This window comes from Pseudomonas sp. LB1P83, assembly GCF_054897885.1.
Genome location: NZ_CM142709.1, coordinates 232,333 through 245,536, shown reverse-complemented (window position 1 = coordinate 245,536; position 13,204 = coordinate 232,333). Strand labels below are relative to the sequence as shown.

Annotated in this window: 12 protein-coding genes; 6 read left to right on the top strand and 6 right to left on the bottom strand. The window is 54.3% G+C overall.

The features are described from left to right. Positions 1–27 precede the first annotated feature (27 nt). A complete protein-coding gene (locus tag ACYZTY_RS01045; protein ID WP_461956945.1) occupies positions 28–420 on the bottom strand; it encodes a DUF6957 family protein in 393 nt (130 codons plus the stop codon). Between the two features lie 219 nt (positions 421–639). Here ACYZTY_RS01045 and ACYZTY_RS01040 point away from each other — a divergent pair, with 219 nt between their 5' ends. Both ACYZTY_RS01040 and ACYZTY_RS01035 read left to right on the top strand, forming a co-directional pair. Then, entirely contained in the window at positions 640–1,122 is a 483-nt protein-coding gene (locus tag ACYZTY_RS01040) for a helix-turn-helix domain-containing protein (protein WP_461956944.1), read from the top strand. Between the two features lie 18 nt (positions 1,123–1,140). Further along, positions 1,141–1,506 (top strand): hypothetical protein, encoded by a 366-nt coding sequence (locus tag ACYZTY_RS01035; RefSeq protein ID WP_461956943.1) that lies wholly within the window; start codon positions 1,141–1,143, stop codon positions 1,504–1,506. Positions 1,507–1,665: 159 nt separating this feature from the next. On the opposite strand, the gene ACYZTY_RS01030 is transcribed toward ACYZTY_RS01035, so the two are convergent. The 3 genes from ACYZTY_RS01030 to ACYZTY_RS01020 all read right to left on the bottom strand — a co-directional run bounded on the left by ACYZTY_RS01030 (position 1,666) and on the right by ACYZTY_RS01020 (position 6,125). Continuing rightward, positions 1,666–4,263 carry an AAA family ATPase gene (locus ACYZTY_RS01030; protein WP_461956942.1) on the bottom strand — a complete coding sequence of 866 codons (2,598 nt, stop codon included), beginning with the start codon at positions 4,261–4,263 and terminating at the stop codon, positions 1,666–1,668. A 135-nt stretch (positions 4,264–4,398) separates the two neighbouring features. After that, on the bottom strand, positions 4,399–4,878 hold the full coding sequence (locus tag ACYZTY_RS01025) for a hypothetical protein (RefSeq protein ID WP_461956941.1): 480 nt from the start codon (positions 4,876–4,878) through the stop codon (positions 4,399–4,401). A 107-nt stretch (positions 4,879–4,985) separates the two neighbouring features. Next, the gene (locus ACYZTY_RS01020) at positions 4,986–6,125 is read right to left on the bottom strand and encodes an MFS transporter (protein WP_461956940.1); all 1,140 of its coding nucleotides are present in this window, start codon (positions 6,123–6,125) and stop codon (positions 4,986–4,988) included. 196 nt (positions 6,126–6,321) lie between these two features. Between ACYZTY_RS01020 and ACYZTY_RS01015 the strand changes: the two genes are divergently transcribed. The 4 genes from ACYZTY_RS01015 to ACYZTY_RS01000 all read left to right on the top strand — a co-directional run bounded on the left by ACYZTY_RS01015 (position 6,322) and on the right by ACYZTY_RS01000 (position 9,822). Continuing rightward, complete coding sequence (locus tag ACYZTY_RS01015) at positions 6,322–6,819, top strand: MarR family winged helix-turn-helix transcriptional regulator (RefSeq protein WP_461959229.1); 498 nt, start codon at positions 6,322–6,324, stop codon at positions 6,817–6,819. 58 nt (positions 6,820–6,877) lie between these two features. Further along, positions 6,878–7,381, top strand: coding sequence for an arsinothricin resistance N-acetyltransferase ArsN1 family A (locus ACYZTY_RS01010; protein WP_461956939.1), 504 nt, complete (start codon positions 6,878–6,880; stop codon positions 7,379–7,381). A gap of 15 nt (positions 7,382–7,396) precedes the next feature. Beyond that, positions 7,397–8,755 (top strand): FAD-dependent oxidoreductase, encoded by a 1,359-nt coding sequence (locus tag ACYZTY_RS01005; RefSeq protein ID WP_461956938.1) that lies wholly within the window; start codon positions 7,397–7,399, stop codon positions 8,753–8,755. 269 nt (positions 8,756–9,024) lie between these two features. Next, positions 9,025–9,822, top strand: a complete 798-nt coding sequence (locus tag ACYZTY_RS01000) for a sulfite exporter TauE/SafE family protein (protein ID WP_461956937.1) — start codon at positions 9,025–9,027, stop codon at positions 9,820–9,822. A 197-nt stretch (positions 9,823–10,019) separates the two neighbouring features. Here ACYZTY_RS01000 and ACYZTY_RS00995 read toward each other — a convergent pair whose 3' ends face one another. Together ACYZTY_RS00995 and ACYZTY_RS00990 are read right to left on the bottom strand one after the other, a co-directional pair. Beyond that, entirely contained in the window at positions 10,020–12,503 is a 2,484-nt protein-coding gene (locus ACYZTY_RS00995) for an arsenate reductase (azurin) large subunit (protein ID WP_461956936.1), read from the bottom strand. A 13-nt stretch (positions 12,504–12,516) separates the two neighbouring features. After that, a complete protein-coding gene (locus ACYZTY_RS00990; RefSeq protein WP_461956935.1) occupies positions 12,517–13,035 on the bottom strand; it encodes an arsenate reductase (azurin) small subunit in 519 nt (172 codons plus the stop codon). Positions 13,036–13,204 lie beyond the last annotated feature (169 nt).

The window sequence follows — 13,204 nt, the reverse complement described above, 5'->3', positions numbered from 1 at the left end:
TCAACGGGCTCGACGTGGAAACCGAGGTTAAAAGAAGGAAAAAATGGTCTTCAGGCTCGCGGTTTGTTCATGGCCTTGGCCAATCAAGATGTAAACCGTGTTTCTGGTTTCGAATACGGCACCGTCATCGAACCTGGTGCACATGCTTGAACGAACCCAGTCGCCCTGTTGGAAACGCCCTTGGCTGTCCTCGATTACTTTGTGGGCAAACACGATCAGTGGGAGCTGGCCGGCGGCATGAACTGTGGTGAGCTCTTCGGGCGTGATATCGATACGAAAAACTGTCCAGTCTTCAACCAGGCAGTACGCCTTGCCAGAAAAGTTTTCGGAGACGAGAGTTCGAGCTTCTGAACTGCTTGGCAGACCAATACGCGGGGTACGTGGCCCACCTGCAACGTCGGACTCTTCGACGCTAACCATAGAATTTCCTTCCACTAATTTTCATTAAATTGACAATACGACCCTTCCTGCCGCCGTTCACGGGGGCCGGGCTGCCCCATGCCAGCGATGTCTTGGCCTCATGGGTGAGACCATTAAACCGTTACGAAAGCCGATAGGCAATCATAATGAACCTTTTAATGCGTGTTATGACGGATTGGTGTGTGGCCTTATCCTCAAATTTGGTTGGGGAAAATACCGATGGATGCGGCAGAAGCGCTGGCTGTCGTGGTTCGTGGGATTCGCAGAGGACAAGGCCTGTCTCAAGAGGACGTCAACAGCATCGGCCGCTCTCATCTCAGTCGGATCGAGCGGGGGGAATTAAGCATCACGCTTGACGTCCTGGTACGGCTCGCCGGGATCCTAGATCTCGACCCGGCTGCGCTGATTCTGATGGCGACCTCGCTGCAAGCTCACGAGTCATTCAGTGACGGTCTAAAACGTCTCTCGAAGCAACTGACCAGAATCAAGAAGGCTGGGATCGATCTTGAAATTGAGTCACTGGTTCAGGCTGGGAAGCTACCTCCTGGTCGACCAGCTCGATCTGGGGCGGCGGCTAATGCGCTTGAGGCCATTCAATTGAAGAATGACGGAGTGCCCGTTGTCGAGATCGCGGAAAAATTAGGGCTGTCCGAAGCTACTATTCGTAGATATCTGAAAACAACCACGTTCGAACAACCGTGATTTCTGAATGACCTGTAAATGACCAGCACCCGACTGAAAATGTCACAGGAAGGACAGTTGTGGAAGACTGCTCTGGAACACCTTGGCCCCATAGGTCTCCATCGATTTGTGGTCGAGATCTGGGCTAGCACCCGGCCTGCCGCTCGTCCAACTGTCGAGTACCTGGACAGCGACCACGTTGGCGGTGACGTGCTGGATTTACTGAGAATTGCTCAAATCGCTGTAGGCGCGGTTGTGCCTTACAGGCCGGTTGAGTCAGGACGGATCGCGATCTACTCCGCTCATGCCGAGCATCTCGCTGCCGAGTTATTGCAGGCCGTGCCGGTCGGAAAGCTTCCACCCAGTTTGAAGGGGCCCCGGCTTGAGGGTGAGCTGGGAATGTAGATCGAATTCCGAGCCCCAGCCCAATCAGACTTTTCAACAAACTCCTTGTTTGTCCCAGCCCAGACCAGCCCTGGAAGGGGGTAGTCGGGTCATGCTGTCTAGGAGCGGGCCAGAATCAAAGGGTTCGGCTTGATTCTGACCCTTGCTCAATGACTCACGTTAACTGGCTCTAGATCCAAACTCGGTGATCCAGTTGTACAGGGCTGTCACATCGGCTTCAAATACATCCAGCTCAAGACCGCTGCTTGGCATCTCCTCAGACTGAGCATGCTCAAACACTGAGTAGCGGGTCATTAGGTCATCAATGAAATTACAGTCGTCATTTGTTACCTTGGCCACCTTGTACAACTTGCCCTGGGTATTGATTGCACGCCTGAAGCGACCGACGACATCCGCCAACAGAACGTACTCAATCGTCTTCTCGACGATGATCCTGAAGTCACTGCAGGCGCTCTTGGCGAGCACCTCATAAGTCTCGACCTCAGCCTTCTCCTGAAGCTTTCTCAGACGGGTAATCGTATTGTCGATCAAACCCCTGACCGCGCTTTCCGGCCTCAAGTCTCTGGCACTCGCAGTGGCGACAATGCCTGCCGTTTTTTCCATCCTCCGAAGTGACGTCAGCGTTGACTTGATGGAGGGCATCCCTGGCGTTTGCTCCCATTTCTTAGTAACAGCTTCTACCTGGGCCACGAGAGAAAGTCGGTGGGTGAATATGATGACCTGCCTTGTCTGTGACAAGGACGCGAGGCGCTCGACCACCTTCTCTTCAAAGTCTTGGTCAAGCGACGAAATCGGGTCATCGAAAATGAAAGGGGCCAGTTGGTTTGAGCCTGTGGTGTCTGCAAGGAACGCGGCCAGTGCGGCGATTCTGGTTTCACCTTCGCTCAAGATGTATTCCAGGCCGTGAGAGCCATGTGCACCTACTAGGTTCAAACCGAACGTGATTTTCCCCTTGCCGCCAGATTTACTCTGCGGAGCTATTGGGATGCGGTGGCCGCCTAGAAGCTTCAACTCTTCGATGAATCGAGCTTGGTAACCAGCATCCAGTTCGGTCTTGGCCAGCTCATTTTTCTTGGTGGTCAGGGAGTTGGTGGCGGCTGAGCGTGAAGCTTTGTCTATCGCTGCAACCGCGATCAACCTCGCCTTTTCAGCGCTGATGGAGGTCTTGTTCTGTGAGAGCCACTGCTTGGCTTGAAGCCGCTGAACTCGGTCTTGCATTGCCTGGCGATGCTCATCTTTCAACAGGGCCGACAGGCTCACTTCTTCGGCAATCAGGTCTGCAGACTTAGCTTTTGCCGCTTCGTTTATGTTCGACCAGTCGAAAGGCTGCAAGGTGCCGACAGGGCTTCCCAGCACAATTTGATCGAACCGCGTTTTCAGCATGCCAAGCCAGGTGATCCCATCGGTCTCTTCGAAGCCCAGAGTGGACATGTGAACAATCCAGTCCGCTTGTCCTGGAAGAGCTGGCAGCTGTTTTTTTCGATCAGTAAAACTACCTTCAGCTTTCTTGGCGGTTGTCTCAAGGCCGTCAGTTACAAACTTCTCAAACCCCGCCAGGCGGACTGTCGCCTCCTCGCCGAGGTTTTGGTGGCAAAGCACGCAACGTGAATCAGCCGAGACGTTGGGGAACGGAGATTCAGCGTAGGCCATGCTGGTAGAGTAGGCACGTGCGTGTTCCCACATCTGCTGCCAGGTCGCAGAGCCGACGCCTTCAAGCTCTGCTTTCCCGAAAATGGCTGCCGCCGCCTCTTCGCAGGTACTTCTTGCCTTGACGGCTACATTCTTTAGATTTTCCAGCTCAGCCGCCGCTGCGTCGTTCAATCCCAATTGGAGTGCCAACATCGTTGTTTCAATATTTTTCAGTGCGGTTTTTTCTTTGTTGATGGCCAAAAGCCGACCAGCAATATCCTTCTCTGCGAGCAAGGATTCGTTCTCTATACGCTCCCGATCAAGTTGGTCTGTGTACAAACATTCCTTATCAATGCTCGCGGTAGTAGTCGTACCCTTCAGACCCTGAAGCCATTTCGCTTCGGCAGTTTGATTTAGGATCTCAGGGAATGCGGGTAGTGCTTTGCTGAGTAATGCCTTTTCTCCGGCAAGCTCTGCGTTAACTGCGTCCGCTGTAATGATCAGCGCCGATACAAACTTCATCCGGCTGGGTTCATAGCATGCCTCAGTCCTGCCCATGTACTGCTGGGCTGCCTTGCTGTCGAACACCTGTGCATGCCGTAGAGCTTTGTGGGGCCCGCTGGGTATATCCCAGTGAACATCAGCGGGCTTGCCGTCAATGGACACCTTGAAATGAGCACGGCATGCCGTAGGGGTTGGATCGAAGACATTGCTGTGTATCTCGTCCTTGGAACGTGACCCGCAGATCTGCTTTAGCAACCGTGCAAATCCGCTCTTGCCGGTTCCATTCTGTCCGTAGATCACCGCGAGATTGCTTTTACCGAATGGCAGATTGGCGCCGGCTTTAATCGCGTTCAACCCATGCACATCAAGGATCTCGTCAATCCGAAGCAAGGGTCTATTGGCTGCCTGCGATAACGTACCAGGTGTTACGGTCAGAAATCCTGGATCAGCCTCATCCTTGGCTTCGAGCTTGCAAAGCCTAGCTAGCGTTTTGATCTCCTCTTGGTTCAGCTGTCGCTTCGAGTCGATCAGCATACGAGCTGCTGTCTGCAACCATTTAGGGCGTCCGTTCAGCCAAGTCTCGAAATCATCAGCTACTACCGGCTCTATCTCAATCGTCGACATGGCGTACCTATCTCACGGGTAAATCATTGAGCGTAGCCGTTGAGTGGCGTTTTGCTACTATTTCGCCATTAAGTTAATTGCGAGATGTGACCGCTATGGTCTCGCCGTGACCGTAGGTCTTGAGTAGCGGTCGTGTTAGCTATGTGAGGCCATGTTGCTAAATCGATTAGTTCCAAGGCTGAACATACCGGCTATGATTCTGGCGTCTAAAAGAGCGTGGTGTGGGAGCTCGTCCCCATCATTGAGCGCGGTCAGGGTAGTTGCGTCAGTGGGATGGTTCCGCACATTCTGTGGCCACTTCCCACCATCGTATGCGAGCTCGCAAAAAAGCTCCCAGTCGTATTGAGGGGCGTCTGTGACAATCTCCAGAACCTCATCAAACGACGCGATGAACTCGAGCAGTGCTTTCCTCGCCTCTATGACGGGCATAGCGTGAATTCCTCCCCAGAGCTGTGGAAGGACGATCCTCACCACGAACTCGCTGCAATCCGCTACTCGCCATGCGTCCAGCAATTCGACGTAGAATTCGCGCCCATCCTCAGCGACCAATGCTAAGGACACCAGCTTGGCTTCAGCGCTGAGATGGGTGAACTCGCAATCTAGAAAGAGCCTCATACTGTCGAATCCTCTTACATGACTACCCAGTTAATCAGACAATGGATGTGAGTAGTTTCCATGCCGGGCACTGCGATGTGATCGTGGCTTTCTCTGGAGTCAACAATCTATTTCGAAGGAAGGCCGAAGCTGGCGATGAGGCTTGCCGTCGCTAGAGTGCACATCACAATGAGCAAAGGCGTTGAACCGAGCTTGTCCAGAATAACGGCAGCTGTCACAGGGCCGACGGCTTGTGCGACCAGCATGGGACGCGCCAATAAGCCCATGCGAGCGCCGTAGCCATCTTGCCCAAAAAGAGCCAGTGGTAATGTCCCACGTGCAATGGTCAGAATCCCATTTCCAGCGCCGTATAGCGCCATTGCAATGAATGCCAGCCATGGAATGGCCGGTAACAGAAGCCCGATTCCTATCCCACTTAGCAATATCGCTGCCTTGGCAGATGTGGTCGGATGCAAATTTCGACCAAGGGAGAATTCTGCAAGCCGGGCTACGACTTGAGATGGCCCTATCATCATGCCAATGGCCAGTGCGGTGGCCGTAGCGATGCCGAGAAGCTTCAGCACATCAAGCAGATGGACAGAGATTGACGAGATCACCAGCGACTGGAGTGTCAATAACGCTGCCAACAGCAGAAAGAGGCGATTGCCTGATTTTGTGTCATGGGCAGTGGCGACGGAAGAGGCGTGTGTAGGAACTACCGCACTGCTAGGAATGCTCTCACTCTTTGGAATCAACAAGAGATGAATCGGCAATCCTATGACCAGATGAGCTGCGGCTAACGTGACGCAGCTATATCTCCAGCCAATCTGATGTTCTAGGCCGGCGATCAGTGGCCAGCCCAAAGTGCTGGCGAACCCACCCAGCAGAGTGAGGCCGGTCATCGAAGTGCGTGCGCTGTCCCCAAATAGACGTCCAAGAGTCGAGAAGGCGGCGTCATACAGGCCGGCAGCCATGGCGGCGCCAATGAATGTCCAGGCCAGGTAGTAGATGACCAAGTTGCTAGCCACACCCATCAGCAGTAGCCCCAGTGCCATCAGCATCGAACTGGTTGCCAGGACGGGGCGGCCACCGTGCCGATCTATCTGCCTCCCGACCATGGGAGAGCACGCCCCTGCAACCAACAAACCCCATGAAAGTCCGGCCACGGTACTGGTAATCGACCATCCCATTTCTCGTGCAATCGGCGTCGCGAGGACTGCGGGCAAGTAGTACGTTGTACTCCACGCGAGTATCTGTGCGATGCCCATCGCCCAGACCAGCCCAACTCGATTGATTGTGACCTGACTGCTAATTGGATAACTCACAAGGTGCGAGCCTATTTTAGTTGTTAGGTGCAACAAATTAGCGACGCCGGTACAGCATCGTCAACCAAAATGAAGGAGTGATTGACCGTTTCCTGAAATCGGGATTATTGTTGCATCTAACAACTAATTTGTGATGATCATGGCAAAGCGAAACAAAGACCAGCTGACTCAGGATTCCGAAGATCTATACGAAGCCTTAAACCAGCTCGTTCGGGTGTATCAGTTCCGCGACCGGGATCGCATCTGCTGTTACGACGTTTCGGTCACGCAATGCTACGCCATCGAGACTCTCGTCAAAAAGGGTCGACTCCGCCTGCAAGCGCTGGCTGAAGAGATGTTTCTGGATAAAAGCACCGCGAGCCGGGTGGTCGATACACTTGAACGCAAAGGCTATGTGTCGCGGGTGGAAGACAGCGAGGATCGTCGCGCAGTGCAGGTCGAGGTCACTGAATCTGGCCATGAGCTTTACCAAAAGATCCGTGCTGACCTGATAGCTGAAGAGCGGGCAATGATCGAACAGCTGTCACCTGAAGCGCGGCAAGGCGCGTTGAGCTTGCTAAAAAAAATCACTCGAGCGACTGAGATTCGCTGTGGTCTGGTCAGTGGCTGTTGCCCGTCGGTGCCCGATGTGAAATGAGGGCGGGAGCCCCTTTTTTGTTAAAAATGTTGTTACTACCAACTGGATGGATTCAAGCATGCATATTCGATTTGCTGAAGTCAGGGACGCTGCGTCGATAGCTGGCATCTACAACCAGGGTATTGAAGAGAGAAGCTCTACATTCGAGACAGCGCCGCGTAATCCAAATGACATGCTTGAGCGCATCTCCCTGATGGAGCGCTATCCGACCCTGGTTATGGTCAACGATGCGGATGAAGTGGTCGCGTGGGCAGGATTGAGTAGCTATCGTTCTCGCGCCTGCTACGACGGTATCGCAGATTTTTCGATCTATTTGGATCGGAGTGTTCGAGGCCAAGGGCTAGGAAAAGTTTTGCTTCAAGCGCTACTGGATGAGGCCCGAGCCCGAGGATTTTGGAAGGTGCTGTCGCGCATCTTTACCTTTAATGCGGCCAGTTTGGCGTTGTGCTGTTCGTGTGGGTTTCGGGAGATGGGTGTGTACGAAAAACATGCATGCCTTGAAGGCCAGTGGCTCGATTGTGTGATCGTCGAGCATCTAATCCCTGCTAATCAGCCGTACTAAAGCGAGGAATCAGTCATGGGCAGTAAACTTCCTGTCGCCATCATCGGCGCCGGCCCCGTGGGGTTGGCTGCTGCCTGTCATCTCATCTCGAGAGGACTGACTCCCTTGATCTTCGAGGCAGGGCCCAGTGCAGGGGCAAGCATCGAAAACTGGGCACACGTGCGGATGTTCTCTCCATGGGGGTTCAACATCGACAAGCAGGCTGCCAGGCTGCTTACGGCCCAAGGATGGGTGACGCCCGCAGAGGACGTTTATCCCACCGGACGTGAACTGCTGGATGACTACGTACATCCACTTGCAGCACTGCCATCCGTGAATAGGAATCTGTGCCTGAACACCGAAGTCCTGGCGGTGACTCGGTTCGGCCAGGACGTCATGAAGACGAAGAACCGTGCAGCCGCATCATTTCTGCTACGGGTCAGGACTCCAGAGGGCGAAAAGGATGTGCTCGCCAGCGCCGTCATAGATGCATCCGGCACCTTCCGCTCGCCAAATTGGATGGGAGCACATGGTATTCCTGCGCTGGGTGAGAAGGATTTGGCTGAACGTATCGCCTATGGCATTCCCGAAGTGCTTGGTAGTGAACGCCAACGCTATGCAAATCGGCGTGTCATGGTGATAGGCAGTGGGCACTCTGCGTTCAACGTCTTGCAAGACTTGGCCCGGCTTGCCCTCCAGGAGCCTGTCACAAAGATTTTCTGGGTGATTCGCGGCTCCTCTTTGGATCGCATATTGGGCGGAGGGGCAAACGACAAACTGGAGGAGCGGGGGAAACTGGGACAGAGGATTCGCCAGCTGTTGAACGATGGGGCCATTGAGCTATTCACCAACATCGCCATCGACAGGGTTGTTGCAACTGACGATGGCATCGTTGTTGAGGCGGGCGGTCAAGCCCTTCCCATGGTGGATGAGGTCGTAGTCGCAACGGGTTTCCGACCTGAATTGGGACTACTTGCCGAACTGCGCTTGGCGCTAGATTCAGCGACTCAAAGCCCCATTCATCTTGCTCCGCTGATTGATCCGAATGAACATAGTTGCGGCACTGTTCGCCCACATGGTGCCGTCGAGCTGGCTCACCCTGATGAAGGGGTCTTCATCGTAGGAATGAAGAGCTATGGCCGTGCCCCGACTTTCCTGCTCCTGACAGGCTATGAGCAGGTGCGTTCGGTGGTAGCGGCGTTGGCCGGTGATTGGGATGCGGCCAAGCGAGTTGAATTGGTCTTGCCAGAGACAGGTGTGTGCAGCACGCAGTTCGATGATTCTGAGTGCTGCGACCGAGCGGCAAGCCCTGACTGCTGTGAGCCAAGTTGTTGCACCGATGCGGCTAAGGCTGCCGAAGTTGCGCCGGCGTCGAAGGGTTCCTGCTGCTCGTAGCTGTGTACGAAGTTGCATGCACTTGACCAGATTTAATGAGCCATTCTCAGTGGCCCGACGACCAGCCATAGCCCCAACAGCCTCGTAGGGCGAGCTCAACCAAGTATCGTCTGTATACACTCATGGACAATTGCTAAAGCTGGCTATAGCTTCGCTTCGCTGCTTTGTCAGCATCCAACCTGTTGGCAGACTAGAGAGCTGACGGGGCCATTCATTGGGCCTAAGCGGGCAGGTTGCAGCTTCTGGCGCGCGGAAACGAAAGACGAGCGATGACCTCAAACAGAGAGAAAAACAAACTAACTGTATTTGGTAGCGGCACTATTATCGGCGCCCTGGGTGGGCTGATTGGATTGGGTGGCGCAGAGTTCAGGCTGCCACTACTCATCGGGTTGTTTGGTTTCGGGGCGTTGGAGGCAATAATCCTTAACAAGGCCATGAGTCTCGTGGTGGTCGCCACAGCCCTTCCATTCAGAGCATTCAGTGTCCCCTACACGGCTGTTTTTGATCGATGGGACATTATTGTCACGCTTCTGGCCGGAAGCCTCGCAGGCGCTTGGTTTGGAGCGGGGTGGGCAACCAAACTCAAGAGTAAAACCCTGTTCCGCGTTTTGGCCGTGCTGCTTGTAGGGATCGCCGCTGCGTTGCTCTTCGGCCATGAAACAAGTGCTACTGGGGTTGCCCTGTTTCATGGCATGACACTGGCTATCGTCGGGATCGTGGTCGGTTTCGGTATCGGAGTGGTTGCTGCCTTGATGGGGGTCGCTGGTGGTGAGTTGTTAATACCAACAATCGTTCTTCTATTCGGTGCTGACATCAAGCTCGCCGGCAGTCTTTCACTTGCTGTGAGCCTACCCACAATGATTGTGGGTTTCACGCGATACAGCCGCGACCAAAGCTTTTCAATAATCCGCGCTCAACGGCCCTTCATCCTGGTCATGGCAGTGGGCTCCATCATCGGGACATTCATCGGAGGGCAATTACTAGGCCTGATCCCAACGGCATACCTGCTCCCATTGCTCGCTGCCATCCTTCTGATTTCCTCCGTAAAAGTATGGAATCACAGTTGAACTCCAAGTGAGCGTCCGTCGCACGTTCCATGACTACGCTGCCTTCCACTTATGCGGTAGCAATCCGTAATCTCACTTGCTCGCTGTGTCGGCAAGCGTGTGACGCCCCTCATGCAGGTTAACTAGGCACGAGGGGCGGAGAGACTAACTGGACGACCTAGAGAAGAAACGCCCGGCTAGCTGCTAAACAAGCGTGATTACACGTTAAACCTCCGCGACTTGAAGCTGATCTTCTCTTTGAATTCCTCCACTTTCCCGATGCGGCGAATGCTCGCCCACGTCCCTTTGTAATATGGGATTACGTTTCGGTCTGTCCATGGTGTGGTCAGATCGCCCATCACGCCGTTGAAATGGCCGAACTGCATAAACGTCTGGTTCCGCTTGATATCTGGCTCCAGGTAGGCCAACGCGTAGGATGAACCGTAGTCGTTAAACACCTCGACCACGTCCCCAGATGTAATAGCCAAGACTTGTGCATCGTCGGGGTTAATTTCCAGATAGGCCATCGGCACACGCCGTTGCACGAAGTCGTTGTATTGATCGTGGTAGAGCGTTTGCCACACTTCGTTGATGCGCCCGTTGTTGACCCAGAACTGGTATTTCTCCTTCTGCTCTGCCACCGGCTTCGGCAACCCTGGCCACGTCGCGGACTTGAACTCAGCCTTGCCGTCCGGAGTGTCAAATTTGTAATCGGTGTAGAGCATCTCGGTGCCGATCAGCTTACCGTCTCGGTATTCTTTAGTGGGTAACTGGACGCCATTGTTGCCCATGGCTTTCAGCCGCTCGTAGGTGACGAGATTTCCCGTGGTGCCTCCCTGACTGTCGATTGGGCCAGCACCGGGTTGGCCAGCCATACGGAAGCCGTCATTGAAGGCGTCCTCCTCGCTTTTCCAGTCGAACCCTGCAAAACGCGCCGCCATGTCCTGTTTCCCTTCGTCCGTATACATCTGCCGAAGGGTGTTAGCGATAGCCGCTGCGATGAGGCAATCGGCTTTTGCCGAACCAGGGGGATCCATGAATTTTTGTGAAAGGCGCATCCGGCGCTCGCCATTCATTGAGGTGAGATTCATTTCGCCTGGATGGGTCGCCGGCAGCATCACATGGGCGGCTTCTGCCAGCTTGGTAGGGTAGAGGTTGATGTTGGCGAAAAAGAGACCGCCTTTGTTTTTCACCGCGTCGTAGATTGCGTCCACCATCTGCGCAGTTGTACCGCCGCGAACACTGGCCATGGCCTCTCTGACAATGCTGGCGCGTTTCAGAATGACTGCTCGATGTTGCTCAGCATTGAGTGTGGTCTGGAAGGGATTGGCCCCCCATGCCGTGTACATCATGCCCTTGCCGTTGATGATCTCCTGATCCACGTAGATCTTAGTGTCCCCTGGATAGGGAGGACGTGTGTACCCCTCCTGATGCCCACCCATCCGCACCACGCCCGTACCTCGTCGTCCGACGTTGTGAGTGGCTAGCACCAAGTCGACCAATGCCGACTGGATGAGGTAGTTGTCATTGCCCCAGATGATTCCTTTTTCGTATGCGTGCATGGTGTGGGGACGGTGGCCAGAGGTTTTGGGTTTGTAAGCCCATTCGGCTGCTTGCTTGAGCTTGTCCACCGATACCCCGGTAACGCGCCTGGTTTCCTCAAGCGACATTCGATTGGCTTGAAGTGCCTGCTCAAACGCTTTGGTATGGGCCGCGATAAATTCCTGGTCATGCCATTTTTGGTCGACCACGTAAGTCAGCAGACCATTGAACAGAGCGATATCCGTTCCCGGTTCGATATCCAGGTGAAGTACGTTGTCTTTACCTGCTGCTTGCTCCGCTATAGCGATGGTCGGCGTCCTGCGAGGGTCGACAAAAATCACCTTGGCTGGGACAACGGCCTCTCCTGGAAAACGCTGCTTACGTTTGTCGACTGTCTGCCCCTGCAAGTTGGGCAGCCAATGTGCCAGGAAGTAGTTGGTTTGGGTTTCGTATGAGTTGCAGCCAATGGCAACAATGACGTCAGCCAACTCCGCGTCTTCGTAGCTGTTATTGAGTTCGCCAATGCCCATTTCGCGGGTGGCGTGGCACTCGGAGTTATAGGCTGGACGGTTGTGGATTCGCACCAATGGGGTTTGCAGTGCGGTGAACATCAGCTTGCCGGTGCCCCAGGTATTCTCAAATCCGCCCCCGGCGCCTCCGTGATCAAAGCAGTCAAAGGCGAGCGAGGCAGGCCCGTCATTATCAAGAATCTTCTTGGTCACCCCAGCGTAGAGCGCCAGCGCATCATCCCAACTGGTGTCCACCCACTGATCAGCCACATAAATGCGTGGGCTCCGTAAGCGCTCCCTGCCTACCCCGTCGGGGCTGTACATGACCTTGGCCAGTTGTCCGCCTCGAGTAGACGAGAGTCCTTTATTAACGTCGCACTGTTTGTCCGGCACGATCATGATGTTGTAGCGCTTGCCGTCCTTGTCGGTGATCGTGTTCTGCATTGCCGGTGTCATGGTGACAGCAAAGGGGGGTAACTGTTTGCGGAAGTCGAGCCCTAGTGCGTTCTCATCGGGTGCTCGTCCACCTTCCTGATTTTCCGGCCACTTGTACACGTGATAGCCACAACCCACGATGCAGAAGTGGCATGTCAGGTTGGTCTTTTGGGCATCTACAGGAGGCAGTGCCACACGATCTTTATTGGTTGCCATTTTAATCTCCTTATCACAGGAGGTTGGACTGACGTCCGTAAATCAACCCTTCGACGGCAACTGCACGTACCGAATCGTCTTTGGGGTTGTATTCGAGCACTACGCTGGGCAAGTTCTCGGTGGCTTGGCCGGAAACCATCTGACCAGTATTCTCAGGGTCGAAGATGCTGAAATGGCAGGGGCATTTGAACAATCTCCTCTCTGCGTCATAGGTAACCGGGCAGCCCATGTGTGTGCATAGGATGCTGTAGGCGACAATGTCACGTTCCGGGCCGACGCCGCCTGGAACAGGAACGCCCATCTTGATCAATGCACAAGGCGAGGCGGCATCGGGATAGGAAAATTGGACTGGCGTATTGACCTGTAATTTCTGCGCTTTGGTGATCGCTTTCATTTGGTAGGGGAGATTGACTCGCCCCTCTACCGCAGGCGTTGATGTCGCCGCTTGTGTGAATTCGGGCAGCCCAATAGCCACGCTCGCAGCAACCCCGCCTCCAACCTTCAGGAAGCCTCTTCTAGAAATAGATGCCATCTCTGCCTCCGCATTACGCTTGCGATGCAGTCGACCTCGCCTGTTTCGTAAGCGACTTTTCATTCAACCTACTCAGCATAGGATAGAAAGCCCTGTTTTGCGGCCAAAGTGGCTTTGGATGTCGAGTGAGTTCACAGGGCCCGCTATTGGCAATGCAAAGATTCGGTCA